The organism is Arthrobacter horti (assembly GCF_030731045.1).
Lineage (GTDB): Bacteria > Actinomycetota > Actinomycetes > Actinomycetales > Micrococcaceae > Arthrobacter_E > Arthrobacter_E nanjingensis.
Window position 1 is genome coordinate 43,530 of record NZ_JAVALS010000009.1, and the last position, 19,481, is coordinate 63,010.

Below are 19,481 nucleotides of genomic sequence, written 5' to 3' on the forward strand. Positions count from 1 at the left end.
CATGCGGCGATTGACGGCCACCCCGCGCCCGGACTGGCGCGAGAAGATCGAATCCGTGGGACTGGTGTTCTCCGCCTCCACCAAGCCGGACGGCACCCAGGTGGAGTACTGGCACGAGTCCGCCTACTACGAGTTCTCCATGGATGAGGTGGAGCGGCTGGAGCTCGTGGCGGAGGACATGCACCGCATGTGCCTGGAGGCCGCACGTTTCCTGGGCACCGGTGCCATGGGCGATCTGGGCATCGGGCCCCAGGCGCGTGAACTGGCCGTCGCCTCGCTGGAGGCCGCGGACCCCGACGTGTACGGCCGCTTCGACTTCGCCTACGACGGCCACGGGGACGCCAAGCTCTTCGAGTACAACGCGGACACCCCCACGGGGCTCATCGAGGCGTCCCTGGCCCAGTGGTACTGGCTGCAGGACGTGATGCCGGAGAAGGACCAGTGGAACGGCATCCATGAGGCGCTGATCGAGCAGTGGAAGCGGTACCGTTCCCGGACGGGCATGTCCCGGCTCCACCTGGCGCATGCCGGGAACGAGGACTCCGGTGAGGACTGGATGACCACGGCCTACATGCGGGACGTGGCCGAGCAGGCCGGCTGGGCCACCGTGGGCATCAACATGGCGGACATCGGCTGGAACCACGGCTATCAGCGCTTCGTGGACCTGGACGACTACCCCATCAGCACCCTGTTCAAGCTGTACCCGTGGGAGCAGATGGTCCGGGAGCCGTTCGGCCAGTACCTCCTGGCGCGCGAGCTGAACCCGGCCTGGGTGGAGCCCGCCTGGAAGATGCTGCTGTCCAACAAGGCGCTCCTGGCCGCGCTCTGGCACCTCTACCCCGGGCACCCGAACCTGCTGCCCGCGTATCTGGATTCGCCGCGGGACCTGGAGGCCTGGGTGGCCAAGCCGCTGCACGGCCGGGAGGGCGACAACATCCGGATCCACGCGCCGGGCATCGAGCTGGAGCAGCCCGGCGACTACGGCCGCGAAGGCTGGTGCTACCAGGCGTACCAGCAGCTTCCGGACTTCGACGGGAATCACCCCGTGCTGGGACTCTGGGTGGTCAACGGCGAATCCGTGGGCTGCGGCATCCGTGAATCGGACGGCCCCGTGACGGACTTCTACTGCCGCTTCGTGCCCAACACCATCGACGCACCGGCTCCGGCGGTGGGAGCTACGGCGTCCTGAAGTCCAGCGCCAGGACGAACGGCTCGCCCTCTCCCACGGGCTCCATCCGGACGCGCGCCCAGACCCGGCCGTCGTGTTCCCGGAGCGTGGCCTCGCCGGGTCGGTGTGTGAGAGCCTCGCGGCCCAGGTGATGGACGCTCGCCCGCAGCGTGACCGGCCCGTCCAGCGTCGACTCCGCCACGGGGCAGCGAGCGTCGCCGAACGCGGTGCTCCCCTGAACCTCGCGGACGACGACGGCGGGCGCGGCGTCCGCGCGCCGGTCCCCGCTGCTCAGGTGCTCGGTGTTCAGGTCTCCGCTGCTCAGGTCCTCGGTGTTCAGCGGCCAGAGCGTGGACTGGACGCCGCCGGCGGCGGCCCAGCCGCCGTCCCTGACCGTCACGCCGTCGGCGTCCCAGCCCTCCGGCACCGTGATCCGGTGCACCCGCAATTGGTAGCCGCCGCGCGCCGTCGTGCCCGTGGCGACGGTGACGGGCTGTTCCGCCTCATCCTCGGTGGCCGAGAAGACGGGGCGGTGGAAGCTCGCCAGGGTGCCGTCCGAGGCAGGCAGGCGGTGGATGCGGCTGCGCCACGAGGCGGTGCCGTCCGGGCGGATGAGGGCCAGGTGGTTGTCGACGGCCTGGCCGGCCTCGGCGCCGGTGGCCGTGAGCGGGCCGGTGGCGCTGGAGTAGGCGAGGCGGCTGTAGAGGTCGTTGTCGGGGGCGGGGCCGTAGTGCTTGTCGCTGCCGTGGTTGGCCAGCTGGGCGATGCCGTCGGGGCCGCGGTGCAGGAGGAAACCCGGGGCAGACAGGGTGGTGGCCGTTTCACCGGGCGCCGGGGCGACAGGCTGCCAGAAAGGGCTGTCCTCCGGGATCAGCAGGGCCAGGAACGCCTTGGAGGACCAGTACGGGGAGCCGGGGCCGGAGTACTCCTGAACCATGGGCTCGTAGGGACCGTGCCAGCCGAGGGTGGCGATGCCGTCCGGGTAGGCGTCCGCCGTGTCGAAGTACTCGAGCGCGCGGGTCGCAACGGTGCCGAAGCTGGCGAGTTCCGCCGGGCTCAGTTCCTCCCCCAGGAACAGCGCACCGAGGGCGAGCGGGGCCACTGCGGCGTAGCGGTAGGTGAGGGAGCGGCCCTGGAAGAGCGGCGCGCCGTCGTCGCCGAAGAACTCCGGGTAGTGCCGAAGGAACTCCGCCAGGCGCTCGCGGTAGCGGGGCAGGCGTTCCGCGGCCCAGGGGTGCGGTTCCGCACGTTGGCCGGCGAAGCGGCACCAGAGCAGCGGGTACAGATGCAGGGCCCAGCCGCAGTAGTAGTCGAAGAAGTCGCCGGTGCCGTCGTTGTCGCCGTCGCGGTACCAGCCCTCGCCGGCGTACCAGTCCTCGATCCGGTCCAGCCCGGCCGTCACGTGCTCCGGGTTGTGCGGGTAGCCGGCGCCGGCCAGGAACTCGGCCACGTGGACGCTGAACAGGACCCAGTTGTTGTCCCAGGCCTCGGCGGTGCTGGAGCCCTGGAGCCAGGCGGCCACCACGTCCTGCTCGTTGCGGCTCATGCGGTCCCAGAGCCAGGGTTTGCTGAGTTGGAGCGCGATCGCCACGGAGGCGGCCTCCACCAGGGCCTGTGTCCGGCCGGCGACGGGGTTCCAGGACTCGGCCCCGTCACGGGCGGCCCCGGCCACGAGCCCGCTGCGGTACCAGTCGAGGTGGCCGTGCGGGTCCTCTCCCCCGGTGCCGGCCACGCGGAGCGCGGCCAGGAGGAACGTCCGGGCGAAGCCCTCCAGCTCGTCGGAGCGGACGCCGGAGATGGACGGGCGTCCGGACAGGTGCACCAGCGCGTGGTGCGGTGAGAAGTGCGGCCGCAGCGCCAGAAGCTGCCGGTCCGCGAAGCCGGTCCAGTACGCGCGGCGCTGCGCGGCGTCGTCGTTCATGAGTCCTCCTGCGTGGTCCGCGTCCTGGAAACGTCTTGACCACGCTAGGCGCGCCGATGTTCAGTTGGAAGTGAATCCGTTCACATGAAAGCAGCTGAACAGCGAGGGACCATGCACGCCGAGGAACGGCACGCGCTCATCCAGCAGGAACTGACCCTGAGCGGCAAGCTCGTGGCCACCGAATTCGCCGAGAAGGTGGGGGTCTCCGGCATGACGCTGCGGCGGGACCTCGCGTCCCTCGAACGGCAGGGCGTGCTGCGGCGCATCCATGGCGGGGCGGTGCCACTGGAGACGCCGCTGAGCAGCGGGAACACCTTCCGGCCGGCGCAGGCGAATCAGCTGACCATCGGGCTGCTGGTGCCCACCTCGCAGTACTACTTCTCGCTCATCATCAAGGGGGCCGGGCGGGCGGCGCAGCAGGCCGGGGCGCGGCTGGTGCTGGGCGTGAGCGGGTACGACCCGGAGGAGGAGCTCCGCCTCACGCGACGGTTCCTGGCCTCTCCGATCGACGGCCTGCTCATCACGCCGATCGGCTCGGATGACGCGCCGAGCCCCACGCTGGACGCCCTGTACGACGCGCGGATCCCCGTGGTGATGGTGGAGCGGCCGCTGGACAACGTGCTGGATCCGGGACCGTGGGACAGCGTGTTCACCGATCATGTGCGCGGGACGGAGCGGCTGGTGCGGCGGTGGGTGCAGGCCGGCGGCGGGCCGGTGGCGCTGGGGATCCTGGAGGACAGCCCCAATTCGCCGCCGATCGAGACAGGGTACCGGCGTGCGATGGACTTGACCGGACACGAGCCGCAGGTGGTGCGGATCCCGTCCTCGGCGCATGCCTCTGAGGCGCACCGGGCGGCGCTGGCGCGACTGGCGGAGACCTGCCGCAGGGATGGGATCCGGGGCGTGCTGGTCCACAACGACGGCTGCGCACTGGCGCTGACGGAGCTGTTCCTGGAGCAGGGCGTGCGGGTGCCGGAGGACGTGGAGGTGGTGGCGTACGACGACGAGATTGCCTCCCTGGGGCTGCTCCCCCTCAGCGCCGTGGCGCCGCCGAAGTTCGAGCTGGGTCACCGGGCGGCGAGCCTGTGCCTGCAGAGGGTGCGGGACGGCTTCTGCGCGCGGGAGCGGGTGGCGCTCTCACCGCAGTTCGTGCCGCGGCAGTCGACGCGGACGCAGCTGCCGGCGGGGCTGGCTTTGTAAGTCTTCACCCCACCGCGTTCTGGTCTGTTCATCTACTTGTGCGAATGCACACCCGGAGTTCAGATGGAAGGGTGAGTACTTCGTACGTTTCCCCTGCGCCGTACCGCATCGCGCTGGCGATGCCGCGAGACGTGGCCGGGTGGTTCTTCCCGCCCGCCGTGCTGGACGCGCTGCCGCCGGAGCTGGAGCTGCTGAGCCGGGAGCCGCTGGAGTCCTTCGATTCACCTGAGGCTGAGGTGATCCTGGGCTCGGTGGATGGGCTGCTGACGTGCTGGGGGACGCCCCTGATCGATGCATCCGTCCTGGACAGGGCGCCGCGGCTGCGGACCATTCACCACGCGGCGGGCACGGTGAAACCGCATGTGGCACGGGTGTGCTGGGAACGAGGGCTGCAGGTGACGTCCGCGGCGGATGAGAATGCGATCCCGGTGGCGGAGTACACCGTGGCGATGGTGCTGCTGGCGAACAAGAAGATCTTCCAGCTCAGCGGCAGGCTCCATCGCGAGCGGACTGCGATGGATCCGCAGGCGCTGTTCCCGGGAATGGGGAACCACCGGAAGAGGGTGGGGGTGATCGGGGCGTCCCGAATCGGGCGGCACGTGCTGCGGCTGCTGGAGCCGTACTCGCTGGAGCTGTGCGTGGCGGACCCGTACCTTTCGACAGAAGAGGCGGCCGCGCTGGGTGCCCGGCTGCTGCCGCTCGACGAGCTCGTGGCGACGAGCGACGTGGTGACGCTCCACGCGCCGTCGTTGCCGTCCACGGCGGGGATGATCAGCCGTGCTCTGATCAGCGCCCTGAAGCCCGGGGCGACGTTCATCAACACGGCCCGCGGGGAGCTGGTGGACCAGGACGCGCTGGCGGAGCGGCTGGCCGTGGGTGACGTGTACGCGGTCCTGGACGTGACCACGCCGTGGGTCCTGCCGGAGGGCTCGCCGTTCTACGAGCTGCCGAACGTGCTACTGACGCCACACATCGCAGGGTCATTGGGGACGGAGCTGGAGCGGCTGGCGGCGAGTGCTCTCGGTGAGGCGAGCCGGGCGGCGCGGGGTGAGGCGTTGCTTCATGAGGTGACGCTGGCGGAGCTGGACCGGATGGCGTAGGGCGTCACCGAACTACGCCTGGCGATCTCCCGGATCTGAGTGGGCTTCCGTGCTGTCTCGTCGACGGCCGGCGCGCTTCGCGAGCCACTCTTGCCTGTACTCATCGACCTTCCGCGCTTCACGGCTGCCCGCATCGGCAGCCCAGCCGACGATGATCGCTCCCAGAAGCGCTGAGACCGCCTGAACGGGCCCGAACGCGACCCAAATTACCCCGCAGACCACCAGCCCGATAAGACCAGCAACGAGGATCTTCTTCGTTCTCCGGTTCACTACAGCCTCCCCATGACTTTCCATCGACTGCATAGGCCTTATCACCATATTCCGCATCACCGATCTTCGGGTCAGTCAGCAGTGTGCTGGACTGCCAGAATTCTTCGATCTGGAGCCCGGCGTTCTTGAGAAACGGCGTCTCCAAGAACTGCGATGTTCCCTTGCTGATCTCCACGGTTCTGAGCAGTCCGGCCCAGTCCCAGACATCCTGATAGAGCCGTCGGTGAATCCCTTGCAGATGGGCCAGGCCGAACCCAGCGTCAACGGGGTCCAGGGCAAGTTCGCGCCGACGTAAAAGGGAGAATTCCCGCTCAATCTCAAGAGCATTCCTCGGGTCACGGAGCCCCAGTTTGTTGATCAGGACCTCGGTGCCGGGATAACAGTAAGGGTCGGTGAAATCAGACATTTCCGGCGGATATTTCTTTCGCTCGGAGTTGCGAGGCTCGATTGCGAACAGCCTCAAGGGCCGTAGGAAGCTCAACCAGGCCGCTCACATAGCGGTTGACGATCTTCATCCCCACCACATCAGGCATCGCGCCTTCAAGATCCCAGCTGGCAAGGATGTCAGTCATCGATTCTCGGCGTGCCGCGACGTTGTCAGAGCGAACGATCATGGACTTATCAAACGACATCTCAGGCTCCTTCAGCTTCAGCACCGGAAAGATCGGCAAATGGGTTCGCCCCTAGAACATCGAGCACAGCAAGAGCCTTGCCCAGCTCAGCCCTTGGGTGCCCGGATTCGAGTTCGATAACGAACACCCGACTGACGTGGGCATGCTCTGCAAGCTGTGCCTGCGTGAGACCCCGCTGTTTCCGGGCATCCCGGACTATGGTTCCGACGCGACCGACCGTATCGATGGATGCAGAACTCATAGACCAATTTTACCGGGAATGTCGCCGTACGGGAACATCCTAGGGTGAGTTCCCGAGCCCAGGGCATGCCTCAGGTGTCTGCACCATCCAGACCCGTGCACCATGTCCACCGCTACTGCACCAGCAGTTCAGCGTCGCGCCCCACCTCATCCCCCGGGCGGACCCATATCTCCCTCTCCGCTCCGAAGCACACTGTCAGGAGCCGCCGCTAGGGTGAGAGGGTGAGCACCGTGCAGACCCTTCACGACCGTCCCGATGCACCCCTGGCCGGCCTGAGCGAGGCCGAGGTCGCGGAGCGGGTCGCCGCGGGGGCCGTGAACCGCACCGAGGACTCCACGGGCCGCAGCATCTGGGACATCGTCCGTTCCAACGTCTTCACCCGGATCAACGCCATCTTCGCAGTGCTCGCCGCCATCGTGGTGTCCACCGGTTACTTCATCGACGCCGCGTTCGGCCTGCTCATCATCGCCAATAGCGTGGTCGGAATCATCCAGGAGGTCCGTGCCAAGCGCACCCTGGACCGGCTCGCGATCGTGGGCCAGGCCAAACCACGTGTCCGCCGCGACGGCACCACCCTGGAGCTGCCGCCGGAGGACGTGGTCCGGGACGATCTGATCGAGCTCGGCCCTGGCGACCAGGTCATGGTGGACGGCGAAGTCCTCACCGCCGCCGGTCTGGAAGTGGACGAATCCCTCCTCACCGGCGAATCCGACGCCATGGCCAAGGCCCCCGGAAGCGAAGTCCTCTCCGGCAGCTTCGTCTCCTCCGGCACCGGCATGTACCGCGCCACCAAGGTCGGCTCCGAGGCCTACGCCGCCAAGATCTCCGCCGAGGCCAGCAAGTTCAGCCTGGTCGACTCGGAGCTGCGCAACGGCATCAACAAGATCCTCAAGGTCATCACCTGGCTTCTCCTCCCGGCCGGCGCCCTCTCCATCTACAACCAGCTCTCCGGCCGGCAGGCCCTGCCCGACGCTCTCCGCGGCATGGTCGCCGCCCTGGTCCCCATGGTCCCGGAAGGCCTGGTCCTCATGACCACCATCGCCTTCGCCGTCGGTGTCATCCGCCTGGGCCGCCGCCAGTGCCTGGTCAACGAACTCCCCGCCATCGAGGGCCTGGCCCGCGTGGACGTCGTCTGCGCGGACAAGACCGGCACTCTCACCGAGAACGCCATGCGCCTCGGCTCACTGGAGTTCCCCGTGCACGACGACGCCGCCGCACCGGAGCGCGCGAACGGTGCGGCCGGGCGTCTGGCCGCCTCCGTCCTGGCCGCCCTCGCGGCCAGCGACCCCCGCCCGAACGCCTCCATCGAGGCCATCGCCGAGGCCTACCCGGACGTCCCCGGCTGGACCGTCGTGGACACCCTGCCCTTCGCCTCCAGCCGCAAGTACTCGGGCGCCTCGTTCTCCGCCACGGACGCCCCGGAAACAGACGGCGCCTGGCTCCTCGGCGCCCCGGACGTGCTCCTCGACGCACTGGCGAGCTCCCCCGCGGCGGAGGCGTCCGCCGTCGCGCATCTGGACGTCTGGCACCGCGAGGCTGAGCGCTTCGGTTCCCAGGGCCTGCGCGTGCTGCTGCTGGCCCGCGCCCGCGAACTCGACGCCGCCACCCTCACGGCCCCCGCCGCCCTGGTGGTCCTGGAGCAGAAGATCCGTGCAGAGGCCCCGGCCACGCTCGAGTACTTCGCCGGCCAGAACGTGGAGGTCAAGATCATCTCCGGCGACAACGCCGGCTCCGTGGGCGCCGTCGCACATTCCCTGAAGCTGCCCGGCGCCGAGCGCACCGTGGACGCGCGCACCCTGCCGTCCGATGCGGAGGCTCTCGCCGAGGAGGTCCAGCGCGGCACCGTATTCGGCCGCGTCACCCCGGACCAGAAGCGCGCCATGGTCGGCGCGCTGAAGTCCAAGGGCCACACCGTGGCCATGACCGGCGACGGCGTCAACGACGTCCTGGCGCTCAAGGACGCGGACATCGGCGTCGCGATGGGCGCCGGCAGCCCGGCGACCCGCGCCGTGGCGCAGATCGTGCTGCTGGACAACTCCTTCGCCACCCTGCCGCACGTGGTGGCCGAGGGGCGGCGCGTGATCGGCAACATCGAACGCGTCGCCACCCTGTTCCTGACCAAGACCGTCTACTCCGTGCTCCTGGCCATTCTGGTGGGAATGCCCGGGCTGATCGGCCTGGCCCAGGTGCCGTACCCGTTCCTGCCGCGCCATGTCACCATCGTCGGCTGGTTCACCATCGGCCTGCCCGCCTTCGTGCTCTCCCTGGCGCCCAACCACGACCGCGCCCAGCCCGGCTTCGCCTCCCGCGTGCTGCGGCGCGCGCTGCCCGCCGGCGTCGTGGTCGGCGTTGCGTCCTTCGTCTCCTACCTGCTGGTGCGCGGCGACGCGGTGCCGCAGGCGCAGAGCTCGACGGCGGCCCTGCTCACCCTCATGAGCATCGCGCTGTGGGTGCTGGCGATCGTCGCCCGGCCCTACACCTGGTGGAAGGTGCTGCTGCTGGTCGCCATGATCGGCGGGACGCTGACCATGTTCCTGCTCCCGGTGGCCCGGGCCGTGCTGCAGCTGGAGATCGGCTCGTCCGCCCAGCTGTGGACGGCGTTCGGCTGTGCGGCCGCGGGCATCGTGCTCGTGGAGATCGCCTGGATCCTGGGGAACCGGAAGCGGTCTTCTTAGCCCTCCGCGAGAGCGCAGCTGACGCCCCTGAAACCGAGTTTTAGGGGCGTCAGCTGTTACTTCGCGAGGGGTCTAGAGCTGCCCGAACGCCTGTTCCAGGTCCGCCAGGAGGTCCTCCACGTTCTCAATGCCGCAGGAGAGACGCAGCAGGTTCTCCGGAACCGCCAGCTCGGTGCCCTTGACGGAGGCGTGGGTCATTTCGGACGGGTAGTTCATGAGGGACTCGATGCCGCCCAGAGACTCCGCCAGCGTGAACACCCGAGTGGACTCGGCGATCTTCCGGGCCGCGGCCTCACCGCCCTTGAACTGCACGGACACCATGCCGCCGAAGCCGCGCATCTGCTTCGCCGCGAGCTCGTGGCCCGGGTGATCCGGCAGTCCCGGGTACAGCACGGCCTCCACCTCAGGACGGGTGAGCAGCCACTCGGCCACGGCCTGGCCGTTCTGGCAGTGCCGGTCCATGCGCACGCCCAGCGTCTTCAGGCCACGCGTGGTGAGGAACGCGTCCATGGGACCGGACACGCCACCGGCGGCGAACTGCAAGAACTGCACCTTCTGCGCCAGTTCCTCGTCCTTGAGCACCACGGCGCCGCCCACCACATCGGAGTGACCGCCGATGTACTTGGTGGTGGAGTGGATGACGATGTCGGCACCCAGGGCGAGCGGGTTCTGCAAGTAGGGCGACGCGAAGGTGTTGTCGACCACCAGGAGGGCCCCGGCGTCGTGCGCCACCTCGGCGAGTGCTGCGATGTCACTGATGCGCATCATGGGGTTCGACGGCGTCTCCACCCACAGCAGGCGGGCCTGGTTCGCGCGGACCACCTCGGCCACGGCGGCCGGATCGCCCATGTCGACGGCCGAGTGCCCGATGCCCCAGTCCCCGTGAATACGGGCGATGAGACGGTAGGTGCCACCGTACGCGTCGTTGCCGAGGACGATGTGGTCACCCGGGCGGCACAGTGCCCGGATGAGGGCGTCCTCCGCGGCCAGGCCGGAGCCGAAGGAGTAGGCGAAACGCCCGCCCTCCACGGCCGCGAGCTGCTCCTGCAGGGCGTCACGGGTCGGGTTGCCGCCACGGCCGTACTCGTAACCGTCGCGCAGGCCGCCGATGCCGTCCTGCGCGTAGGTGGAGGAGAAATGCAGGGGCGGAACCACGGCGCCGGTGCGCGGCTCGAAGGCCTGACCTGCGTGGATGGCGGTGGTGTTGAAGCCGGCTGCGGAGGTGTCAGTCATTCTCACGGACCTTTCGAACGGCGGGAATCAGTGGCTGAGGTAGTTGAGGAGGTCGTGACGGGTCACGACGCCCACGGGGGCGCCCACAAAGGTCACCATGATGGTGTCCGACTCGGAGAGCAGCTCCCGCGCGGCGGAGATGGATTCCAGGGATCCGATCACGGGGAGCCTCTCCCCCATGTGGTCCGCGATCTTGTCCGTGAGTTTCGCCTCGCCGCGGAACAGCTTGCTGGTCAGGCTGCGCTCATCCACGGAGCCCAGGACCTCGCCCATCACCACGGGCGGTTCGGCGGAGAGGACCGGGATGTGGTCCACACCGAACTCGGTCATGATGTTGATGACGTCGCGGACGCTCTCATTCGGGTGGATGTGGACCAGATCCGGCATGGAACCGGTCTTGGACTCCAGCACCGCGCCCACGGTGTCCTCCTCGGAGCCGGGCAGGAAGCCGTAGGAGCGCATCCACTGATCGTTGAAGATCTTGGCCAGGTAGCCGCGGCCGGAATCCGGCAGGATCACGACGACGACGGCGTCCTCCGGCAGTTCGCGCGCGGCGCGCAGGGCGGCCACCACCGCCATGCCGCTCGAACCGCCCACCAGCAGGCCCTCTTCGCGGGCCAGGCGGCGGGTCATGGCGAAGGACTCGGCGTCGTTGACGGCCAGGACCTCATCCGGGACGGACTTGTCGTAGTTGCCGGGCCACATGTCCTCGCCCACGCCCTCGACGAAGTACGGGCGCCCGGTGCCTCCGGAATAGACGGAGCCTTCCGGGTCCGCACCGATGACCTTGACGCGGCCGCCCTCGGACTCGGGACGGTCTTTGGAGATCTCCTTGAGGAAGCGGCCCGTTCCGGTGATGGTGCCGCCGGTGCCCGCGCCGATCACCACGTGGGTGACCTTCCCGTCCGTGTCCCGCCAGATCTCCGGACCCGTGGACTCGAAGTGGCTGGCCGGGGCGGCGGGATTGGAGAACTGGTCCGGCTTGTAGGCGCCGGGGATCTCGCGGACCAGGCGGTCCGAGACGCCGTAGTAGCTCTGCGGGCTGTCCGGCGCGACGGCGGTGGGCGTCACCACGACCTCGGCACCGTAGGCCTCCAGGACAGCGCGCTTCTCCTCGCCCACCTTGTCCGGGACCACGAAGATGCTCTTGTAGCCCTTCTGCTGGGCCACCAGGGCCAGGCCCACACCGGTGTTGCCGCTGGTGGGCTCCACGATGGTCCCGCCCGGCTGGAGCAGGCCGCCGGCCTCCGCTTCGGAGACCATCTTGGCGGCGATCCGGTCCTTGATGGAGCCACCCGGGTTCAGGTATTCGAGCTTGACCAGGACGGTGGCCCTGATCCCCTCGGTCACGTGGTTGAGCTTGACCAGCGGCGTGTTGCCGATCAGGTCCAGGACGGAATTGGCGTACTTCACGCTCCCCACTCTAGTCGTTGGCACTGACACTGAAGAGGGCCCGGCAGGAGGCCGCCCGGACCTCCGCCGGAACACCCTGGGCGGCACTCCGCGCGATTGACTTAATCGAACATATATTCGAACAATAGAAGCATGCCGCTCTCGCTCAGCTCCGTTGCCGCCGACCCCTCGGCAGGTGAGCTGCACGCCCTCCAGGAGCGCATCCACGCGATGCAGGGACGGCGCAACCGGCAGGGTTTTTTCCCCGTCCTGCCGCGTTTCTCCGGCCTCTTCCCGGGCGGGATCCGTGGCGGCGCCGCGTACTCGCTCGACGTCCCGCTGTCCGTCGCCATGGCCCTGCTCGCGGGCCCCTCGGCCAACGGTGAATGGTGCGGGGCGGCCGGCATCCCGGACTTCGGTGCCGAGGCCGCGGCCGGTTTCGGCGTGGACCTCGAACGGTTCGTCCTGGTCCCGGATCCCGGACCGGACTGGCTCCGTGTGGTCTCCGCCCTCGCAGACGTGCTCCCGGTCCTTCTGGTCCGCCCCGGCGGGAGGGTGACACCGGGAGAAGCGGCCCGGCTCGGTTCCCGGCTCCGCGAGCGCGGAGGGACCCTCCTGGTACTCGGGTCCTGGCCGCAGAGCGAGGCATCGCTCAGGGTGCGGGACTCACGCTGGGAAGGGCTCGGCGAGGGCCACGGCCATCTGCGCCGCCACCGGGTGGAACTCGAACTCAGCCGGCGTGGGCACGTCCGGACGGCGGCGGTCGATCTCGGGGAGCTGGACGGACCCACCCCAGCGGGAGCCTCGCGGCCGCTGCGGACGATCCCAGGCGGAGGCCGCCCGGCCCTCGTGGAGGTGCCGCATGAATCCTGAAACACGCGCGGGCATCCCCCGTGCGCTCGTGGTGTGGTTCCCGGACTGGCCTATCGTCGCCGCCCAGCTGGCGGAGGAGATCCCGGAACGCGTTCCGTCGGTGCTCCTGGAGAAAGGCCTGGTCTCCGTGTGCTCCGCCGAGGCGAGGGCCGCCGGCGTGGTCCGCCGGCTCCGCGTGCGGGAGGCGCAGTCCCGGTGCCCGGACCTGCTGGTGGTGCACGCCGATCCGGCACGCGACGCGCGCGAGTTCGAGCCCGTCGTCGTCGCCCTGGAGGCGGCTCTCCCCGGGGTGCAGATCCTGCGCCCCGGCCTGTGCGCCCTCCGCGCCCGCGGCGCGGCCCGGTACTACGGCAGCGAGGAGAACGCGGTCGGCGCGGCTTTGGAGGCGGCGGCCCGTCTGGGCCTCGAAGCGAGAGCCGGGATCGCCGACTCGGTCTTCGCGGCCGAGCAGGCGGCACGCTGGACCACCGAATTGAGACCCCTGCTGATCGTCCCGGAAGGCGCCTCCGCACGGTTCCTCGCCGAACTCCCGGTCAGAACCCTCGGCGAGCCCAGACTGACCTCGCTCCTGCTGCGGCTGGGGCTGTCCACACTCGGCAGCCTCGCAGCGCTCCCACCCTCCGACGTCCGGGCCCGCTTCGGCACGGAAGGACTCATGGCACACGCCCGCGCCAGGGGCCAGGACCCGCGGGCTGTGGTGCCGCGCGTCGCGCCCGTGCCCCTGGACCGCACCGCCGATTTCGAGCCCGGTCTCGACCGGGTGGATCAGATCGCATTCGCCCTGCGGCCGACGGCCGAGGCGTTCGTCGAGGGCCTGCGCGTCCAGGGCCTCGCCTGCACCTCGCTGCGCGTTCATCTCCTGGACGACCACGGGCGCCGCTCCGAGCGCGTCTGGGGGCATCCGCATCACTTCGGCACGGGCGACGTCGTGGACCGCGTCCGCTGGCAGCTCCAGTCGGAGGGGTCCCCGGCGCCGTCGCGGCGGGGCACACGGCCGGGCGCCGCGGCCTCCGCCGGACCGAGCTGGCGGTCGACCGGGGAGACCCTCGGCGCGCCCATCGTCCAGGTCAGGCTTTCCCCGGAGGCCGTGGACCTGTTGGGACGCCGGGGGCAGACGCTGTTCGGAGGCGTGGAGGAACGGCTGGACCACGGCCTGCGGCGGCTCCAGACCATGCTGGGCCATGGTTCCGTGCTGCTCTCCGTCCCGGGAGGCGGACGGCTCCTCACGGAACGCAGCGTGCTGGTGCCCTGGGGCGAGGACGCCCCGGCCGGCACGGCGGCCCGCGCCGACAGGCCCTGGCCGGGCACCATCCCGGAGCCGCTGCCCTCCACCGTGTTCCCCGAACCGCTGCCCGTCCAGTTGCTCGATCAGGAGTTCCGTCCGCTGCACGTCGGTACCCGGGGGGATCTCGGGGCGCCGCCCGTGTGGTTCGTGCCGGGCCCCAAGGCGGCCCGCCGGACCGTGCGCAGCTGGGCAGGCCCCTGGCTACTGCGGCAACGCTGGTGGGATGCGGAGGCGAGCCAGCGGGCGGAGCGGTTCCAGATCCTCGACGGGGAGAACGAGGCCTGGCTCCTGCTCGGTGAAGGCGGCCGGTGGTGGGCCGAGGCCCGTTACGACTGAGCACCCGGCGCCCAGAACGAGCGACCCGGTGGGACGACAAGACCAGGAGAGGAGGAGACGATGGGCTGGAACAACCCGGCCATGCCCTGGCAGCAGCTCCACGACATCCTCGACGGCACGGAGGTCAAGCGCGCCGGCAAGCGGGGGACGAAGCGCACGGACACCGGGCGCGCGCCCCGCGAGCACGACGGCGGCGACAGCCCCGCCTGGTCGCACAAGCGGGGCCCGTACATCCCGCTCCCCCAGCTGGTCAGCGCGATCAGCCAGGCGCCGGACACCGGCACCGCTGCCGGCACCGATGCCACCGCCGGTGACGGGACCGCGCCCGGTGACTCCCCGCCGTCGGGCACCGCGCGTCCTGTCACTGCGGCGCCCGCCGTCCCCTATGCTGAGCTCCACGTTCATTCGCATTACAGTTTCCTGGACGGCGCGTCCTCGCCGGAGAAACTCGTCGAGGAGGCCGTCCGGCTGGGCCTGCATGCCCTCGCCATCACGGACCACGACGGCTTCTACGGCGTGGTCCGGCTGGCCGAGGCCGCGGAGGCCTATGGGCTCAGAACGGTCTTCGGTGCGGAACTCTCGCTCGGGCTGAGCGGCCCGCAGAACGGTGTGGCCGATCCCGAAGGTGAACACCTCCTGGTGCTGGCCCGCGGGGAGGAGGGCTACCACCGCCTGGCCGGCGCCATCACCCACGCCCAGCTCGCGGACGGTGCGGAGAAGGGCCGGCCTGTGTTCGACCTGGACGACGTCGCGGCACGGCTGCGCGGTCATGTGGTGGTGCTCACGGGCTGCCGCAAGGGCGCCGCACGGCGAGCGCTCTCCGGTGAGGGGCCCAACACCGGGGCCGCTGCCGAGCGCGCGGTGCGGGAGCTGGTGGAACGGTTCGGGCCGGACGGCGTGGCGGTGGAACTCTTCGACCATGGGAACCCGCTGGACAGCGCACACAACGACGCCCTCGCCGCGATCGCGGAGCGGCTCGGCCTTCCGTGCGTCGCGACGAACGCCGTCCACTTCGCGGAACCGGAACAGCACCGGCTCGCAGCCACACTCGCAGCGGTGCGGGCCCGGCGTAGCCTCGATGACCTGGACGGCTGGCTGCCCGCGAGCGACGGCGCCCATCTGCGCAGCGGCGAGGAGATGGCACACCGTTTCTCGCGGTACCCGGGGGCCGTGGAGAACACGGTCCGTCTGGCCGACGAGCTCGCCTTCTCCCTCCGGGCCGCCCGCCCGAAACTCCCCAAACAGGACGTCCCGGAAGGACACACCCCGATGTCGTATCTGCGAGAGCTCGTGGACCGCGGGATCCGGGAACGTTACGGGGAACCGGGGCCATGGTGGCGGAGCAAGTCCACGCCGCAGGAGGTCCGCGATCGCGTGGAGCAGGAGCTCGCCGTGATCGAGAAGAAGGACTTCCCCGGCTATTTCCTGATCGTCCACGACATCGTGCGGTTCGCCAAGAGCCAGGGCATCCTGTGCCAGGGCCGGGGCTCCGCCGCGAACTCGGCGGCCTGCTACTTCCTGGGCATCACGGCCGTGGACAGCATCGCGTATCAGCTGCCGTTCGAACGCTTCCTCTCGAGCCTGCGTGAGGAGGAGCCGGACATCGACGTCGACTTCGATTCGGACCGGCGGGAGGAGGTCATCCAGTACGTCTATGGGAAGTACGGGCGCGCCAACGCGGCGCAGGTGGCGAACGTCATCAGCTACCGGCCCAAGAACGCGGTGCGGGACGTGGCGAAGGCGTTCGGGTACAGCCAGGGGCAGCAGGACGCCTGGTCCAAGCGGCTGGAGCGCTGGGATGCACTGGCCGCGGAGGAGAAGCCGGAGGCGACGCAGGGCGTCGACGCCGGGAAGGGCACCGACGCCGGCCGGGTCGCCGAGGAGGACGCGGTCGACGACGGCATCCCGCCTCACGTTCTCGGCTTCGCCAAGCAGCTCCTCGGCTATCCCCGGCACCTTGGCATCCATTCGGGCGGCATGGTGCTCACCGAGCGCCCGGTGGGCGAGGTGGTGCCGATCGAGCACGCCCGCATGGAGAACCGCACCGTGCTGCAGTGGGACAAGGACGACTGCGAGTGGATGGGCCTGGTCAAGTTCGACCTCCTGGGCCTCGGGATGCTCGCAGCCCTCCAGTACTGCTTCGACCTGGTGGAGGAGAACTTCGGCGAGCGCTGGCTCATCGAGGACATCCCCAAGGACGAGCCCGCCGTGTACGACATGCTGTGCCGGGCGGACTCGGTGGGTGTGTTCCAGGTGGAGTCCCGCGCCCAGATGAGCACCCTGCCACGCCTGCGGCCCCGCGAGTTCTATGACCTGGTGGTGGAGATCGCGCTCATCCGCCCCGGTCCGATCCAGGGCGGCGCCGTGCACCCGTACATCCGGCGACGGGCCGGCGAGGAGGACGAGACCTACCCCCACCCCCTCCTGGAGCCCGTACTCAAGCGGACTCTCGGCGTGCCCCTCTTCCAGGAGCAGCTCATGCAGATGGCCATGGCGATCGGCAGCTGCAGCGCCGAGGACGCCGACCTCCTGCGCCGTGCCATGGGGTCCAAACGCGGAGTCGAGAAGATCGACAGCCTGCGGAAGAAGCTCTTCGAGGGCATGAAGGCGAACGGCCTCAGCACCGAGGAGGCCACCATCATCTATCTGCAGATCAAGGCGTTCGCCAATTTCGGCTTCGCCGAATCGCACTCCATCAGCTTCGCCGTGCTCGTGTACGCGAGTTCCTGGCTCAAACTGCACTACCCGGGGGCGTTCCTCGCCGCGCTGCTGCGGGCGCAGCCCATGGGTTTCTACTCTCCGCAGACCCTCGTGGCGGATGCCCGGCGGCACGGGGTGCGCGTGCTGCGGCCGGACATCCTGCTCTCGCGGGCGGAAGCCTGCCTCGAACCGGACACCGGCGACGACGGCCCGCCACCAGCACGCGGCGGGCTCGACTCCTGCCTGGAACGGTTCCAGCCGGTCCCGGGCCCCTTCGACCAGAACGCCCCGGATGAAGGCGCCGCCCACCGCCGCGACGGATCCCACGCCGTGCGGCTCGGGCTCGCGAGCGTCACGGGCATCGGGAAGAGCCTGGCCGAACGCATCGTGGCCGAACGCGAGGAGAACGGCCCGTTCCGGGAACTCACCGAGCTCTCGCGGCGCACCGGTCTCACAGCCGAACAGTTGGAGGCACTGGCCTCGGCCGGGGCGTTCGATTCGCTGGGACTCACCCGGCGTGAGGCCCTGTGGCAGTCCGGCAGCGCCGCCCTCGAACGGCCGGGGCAGCTCCCTGGGACCCAGGCGTACATCCAGCCGCCACTGCTGCCCGAGCTGGGCGCCGAGGAGACCATGGTGTACGACCTCTGGGCCACGGGTGTCGCCACGGACGACCACCCTGTCAACCACGCCCGCGCGGCCCTCGACGCCCGCGGTGTCCTCCGGATCGACGCCCTGGGCTCGGCGGAACCCGGCACCCGGCTCGAGGCCGCCGGGCTCGTGACGCACCGTCAGCGGCCCCAGACCGCACAGGGCATCACCTTCATGAACCTCGAGGACGAGACCGGGATCCTCAACGTGGTCTGCAGCATCGGCGTGTGGACGCGGTACCGCCGTGTGGCACAGAGCGCCAAGGCCATGGTGGTCCGCGGCATCCTGGAACGCACCAAGGAGGGCGTCACGAACCTTGTGGCGGACCGGCTCGAGGCGCTCCCGCTGCGAGCCAAGACCAGCTCACGGGATTTCCGGTGAGACCTGTTCAAAGGAGAGTGTCAGTGCCCCGTGACATGATGCTTCAATGACGCCTTCGCTCCCCTCCCTCCGTGCCTCCGGCACTGCCGCGAGGCGCCCCACGGCGGTCCGTCCGGCAGGCCGCTGGGCGGGTGCCGCCGATGCGGAGGCGACGTGGGAGGCGCCCGCGCACTACTCGCTCGCGGCCACGTGTTTCCCCCTCCAGCGCGGCGATGGCGACCCGACTTTCGCACCTCACCCCGCCGGGTTCTGGACCGCGTTCCGCACCCCGGAGGGCACAGTGTCCCTCCTGATCACCCACGTCGACGGTATGCTGCGGGTCAAGGGCTGGGGCGACGGCGCCGGGCATGCCGTCGCGTCAGCACCGGCACTCCTGGGGCTCACGGACGACTGGGCCGCGTTCGACGCCGAGCCCTTCCACACGTCCCTGCCGCATCTGGTGCGTCAGGCACGACGGCGGAACCCAGGCCTGCGGGCCCCTGCCACGGGGCGAGTGGTGGACGCGCTCGTGCCGACCATTCTGGAGCAGAAGGTCACCACGCTGGAGGCGCGGCGTGCCTACCGGTACCTGCTGCGCCGCTTCGGCTCTCCCGCCCCCGCGGCCGGCCAGGTCGCGCCCGCGGGACTCACGGTGGCGCCGTCGGCGGCTGAGTGGCTGAAGGTCCCGTCCTGGGAGTGGCACCGGTCGGGGGTGGGACCGCAGCGTTCGGACACCATCGTGCGTGCGCTGCGTTCGGCGTCGGGCCTGGAACGGCTCGGCGGCAAGAGCGCGGAGGAGGCGGCAGCCGGGCTGCAGAGCATCCCCGGCATCGGCGTGTGGACGGCGGCGGAGGTCACGCAGCGCACGCACGCGGACCCGGACTCCGTGGCGGTGGGCGACTTCCACCTGGCCAAGTTCGTGGGATTCGCCCTCACGGGCGAGCGGACGGACGACGCCGGGATGCTCCGTCTCCTGGAACCGTGGCGCGGGCAGCGGCAACGTCTGGTGAGGATGCTGTACCTGGCGGAGGTCAAGGCCCCGCGCTTCGGCCCCAGGATGACCATCCAGGATCACCGGGGTCACTGAGCACCCCGGTCACTGAGCATCGCGGTCATTGATCGGCCCGTTCAGGACCCGGCCGTTTCAGGAGCGCCGCTCACTCAGGTGGACCGTCACCTCGTCGCCCGTGGTCTTGTTGATCTTCCGGCGCAGGGCGGCTGTCACGGGGAGCTTGTGCGTGCCGTCGCCGAGGGCCATGAAGGAACTGGCGAACGGTTCCCCGTCGATGGTCCCGCTGACCTTGACCAGGCCTCGCGTCCCGAAGAACTCCGCCGATCCGTCCATCTGGACATAGGTCCAGCCACCGGCGGCCGGACTCGTCACCAGCGTGGCGGTGAACGTCACGTCCAGCGGTCCCGGTGCCTTCGCATCCGTCATCTCAGGGTT

General features: G+C 69.8%; 15 protein-coding genes. 8 read left to right on the forward strand and 7 right to left on the reverse strand.

Annotated elements, in window-relative coordinates:
• The first annotated feature begins 1 nt into the window (after position 1).
• A complete protein-coding gene (locus Q9R02_RS12360; protein WP_305997004.1) occupies positions 2-1,189 on the forward strand; it encodes a glutathionylspermidine synthase family protein in 1,188 nt (395 codons plus the stop codon).
• On the opposite strand, the gene Q9R02_RS12365 is transcribed toward Q9R02_RS12360, so the two are convergent.
• On the reverse strand, positions 1,176-3,089 hold the full coding sequence (locus Q9R02_RS12365) for a DUF2264 domain-containing protein (RefSeq protein ID WP_305997005.1): 1,914 nt from the start codon (positions 3,087-3,089) through the stop codon (positions 1,176-1,178). The genes Q9R02_RS12360 and Q9R02_RS12365 overlap by 14 nt on opposite strands.
• Before the next feature lie 84 nt (positions 3,090-3,173).
• On the opposite strand from Q9R02_RS12365, the gene Q9R02_RS12370 reads away from it, so the two are divergent.
• Together Q9R02_RS12370 and Q9R02_RS12375 are read left to right on the forward strand one after the other, a co-directional pair.
• Complete coding sequence (locus Q9R02_RS12370; protein WP_305997006.1) at positions 3,174-4,289, forward strand: substrate-binding domain-containing protein; 1,116 nt, start codon at positions 3,174-3,176, stop codon at positions 4,287-4,289.
• A 71-nt stretch (positions 4,290-4,360) separates the two neighbouring features.
• Positions 4,361-5,389 carry a hydroxyacid dehydrogenase gene (locus Q9R02_RS12375; RefSeq protein ID WP_305997007.1) on the forward strand — a complete coding sequence of 343 codons (1,029 nt, stop codon included), beginning with the start codon at positions 4,361-4,363 and terminating at the stop codon, positions 5,387-5,389.
• A gap of 118 nt (positions 5,390-5,507) precedes the next feature.
• Here the strand turns inward: Q9R02_RS12375 and Q9R02_RS12380 are convergent, their stop codons facing one another.
• The 3 genes from Q9R02_RS12380 to Q9R02_RS12390 are packed head-to-tail and all read right to left on the reverse strand — an operon-like array spanning position 5,508 to position 6,532.
• Positions 5,508-6,065: a Fic/DOC family protein gene (locus tag Q9R02_RS12380; RefSeq protein ID WP_305997008.1), complete on the reverse strand. Its 558-nt coding sequence runs from the start codon at positions 6,063-6,065 to the stop codon at positions 5,508-5,510.
• Positions 6,058-6,291: a hypothetical protein gene (locus Q9R02_RS12385; RefSeq protein WP_305997009.1), complete on the reverse strand. Its 234-nt coding sequence runs from the start codon at positions 6,289-6,291 to the stop codon at positions 6,058-6,060. Before Q9R02_RS12385 ends, Q9R02_RS12380 begins: the two co-directional genes overlap by 8 nt.
• Before the next feature lies 1 nt (position 6,292).
• Positions 6,293-6,532, reverse strand: a complete 240-nt coding sequence (locus Q9R02_RS12390; protein WP_305997010.1) for a helix-turn-helix domain-containing protein — start codon at positions 6,530-6,532, stop codon at positions 6,293-6,295.
• Between the two features lie 221 nt (positions 6,533-6,753).
• Between Q9R02_RS12390 and Q9R02_RS12395 the strand changes: the two genes are divergently transcribed.
• Positions 6,754-9,207, forward strand: coding sequence for an HAD-IC family P-type ATPase (locus tag Q9R02_RS12395; protein ID WP_305997011.1), 2,454 nt, complete (start codon positions 6,754-6,756; stop codon positions 9,205-9,207).
• A gap of 72 nt (positions 9,208-9,279) precedes the next feature.
• Here the strand turns inward: Q9R02_RS12395 and Q9R02_RS12400 are convergent, their stop codons facing one another.
• Together Q9R02_RS12400 and Q9R02_RS12405 are read right to left on the reverse strand one after the other, a co-directional pair.
• Positions 9,280-10,440: a cystathionine gamma-synthase gene (locus tag Q9R02_RS12400; RefSeq protein ID WP_305997012.1), complete on the reverse strand. Its 1,161-nt coding sequence runs from the start codon at positions 10,438-10,440 to the stop codon at positions 9,280-9,282.
• Positions 10,441-10,467: 27 nt separating this feature from the next.
• Positions 10,468-11,853 (reverse strand): cystathionine beta-synthase, encoded by a 1,386-nt coding sequence (locus Q9R02_RS12405; protein ID WP_305997013.1) that lies wholly within the window; start codon positions 11,851-11,853, stop codon positions 10,468-10,470.
• Between the two features lie 132 nt (positions 11,854-11,985).
• Between Q9R02_RS12405 and imuA' the strand changes: the two genes are divergently transcribed.
• Genes imuA' through Q9R02_RS12425 form a run of 4 tightly spaced genes read left to right on the forward strand, consistent with a single transcriptional unit; the run spans position 11,986 to position 19,121 of the window.
• Positions 11,986-12,705: a DnaE2-dependent mutagenesis accessory factor ImuA' gene (gene imuA', locus Q9R02_RS12410; protein WP_305997014.1), complete on the forward strand. Its 720-nt coding sequence runs from the start codon at positions 11,986-11,988 to the stop codon at positions 12,703-12,705.
• Complete coding sequence (locus tag Q9R02_RS12415; protein ID WP_305997015.1) at positions 12,695-14,326, forward strand: DNA polymerase Y family protein; 1,632 nt, start codon at positions 12,695-12,697, stop codon at positions 14,324-14,326. Before imuA' ends, Q9R02_RS12415 begins: the two co-directional genes overlap by 11 nt.
• Before the next feature lie 60 nt (positions 14,327-14,386).
• Positions 14,387-18,055, forward strand: a complete 3,669-nt coding sequence (locus Q9R02_RS12420) for an error-prone DNA polymerase (protein WP_305997016.1) — start codon at positions 14,387-14,389, stop codon at positions 18,053-18,055.
• A 46-nt stretch (positions 18,056-18,101) separates the two neighbouring features.
• Entirely contained in the window at positions 18,102-19,121 is a 1,020-nt protein-coding gene (locus tag Q9R02_RS12425) for a DNA-3-methyladenine glycosylase family protein (RefSeq protein ID WP_305997017.1), read from the forward strand.
• A 57-nt stretch (positions 19,122-19,178) separates the two neighbouring features.
• Here the strand turns inward: Q9R02_RS12425 and Q9R02_RS12430 are convergent, their stop codons facing one another.
• On the reverse strand, positions 19,179-19,472 hold the full coding sequence (locus tag Q9R02_RS12430; protein WP_305997018.1) for a DUF1905 domain-containing protein: 294 nt from the start codon (positions 19,470-19,472) through the stop codon (positions 19,179-19,181).
• Between the last annotated feature and the right edge of the window lie 9 nt (positions 19,473-19,481).

Coding starts and splice junctions, on each gene's coding strand:
- Q9R02_RS12430 (WP_305997018.1), bottom strand. CDS start 19,472: ATGACGGATGCGAAGGCACCGGGACCGCTGGACGTGACGTTCACCGCC.
- Q9R02_RS12425 (WP_305997017.1), top strand. CDS start 18,102: ATGACGCCTTCGCTCCCCTCCCTCCGTGCCTCCGGCACTGCCGCGAGG.
- Q9R02_RS12420 (WP_305997016.1), top strand. CDS start 14,387: ATGGGCTGGAACAACCCGGCCATGCCCTGGCAGCAGCTCCACGACATC.
- Q9R02_RS12400 (WP_305997012.1), bottom strand. CDS start 10,440: ATGACTGACACCTCCGCAGCCGGCTTCAACACCACCGCCATCCACGCA.
- Q9R02_RS12390 (WP_305997010.1), bottom strand. CDS start 6,532: ATGAGTTCTGCATCCATCGATACGGTCGGTCGCGTCGGAACCATAGTC.
- Q9R02_RS12415 (WP_305997015.1), top strand. CDS start 12,695: ATGAATCCTGAAACACGCGCGGGCATCCCCCGTGCGCTCGTGGTGTGG.
- Q9R02_RS12365 (WP_305997005.1), bottom strand. CDS start 3,089: ATGAACGACGACGCCGCGCAGCGCCGCGCGTACTGGACCGGCTTCGCG.
- Q9R02_RS12385 (WP_305997009.1), bottom strand. CDS start 6,291: ATGTCGTTTGATAAGTCCATGATCGTTCGCTCTGACAACGTCGCGGCA.
- Q9R02_RS12370 (WP_305997006.1), top strand. CDS start 3,174: ATGAAAGCAGCTGAACAGCGAGGGACCATGCACGCCGAGGAACGGCAC.
- imuA' (WP_305997014.1), top strand. CDS start 11,986: ATGCCGCTCTCGCTCAGCTCCGTTGCCGCCGACCCCTCGGCAGGTGAG.
- Q9R02_RS12360 (WP_305997004.1), top strand. CDS start 2: ATGCGGCGATTGACGGCCACCCCGCGCCCGGACTGGCGCGAGAAGATC.
- Q9R02_RS12380 (WP_305997008.1), bottom strand. CDS start 6,065: ATGTCTGATTTCACCGACCCTTACTGTTATCCCGGCACCGAGGTCCTG.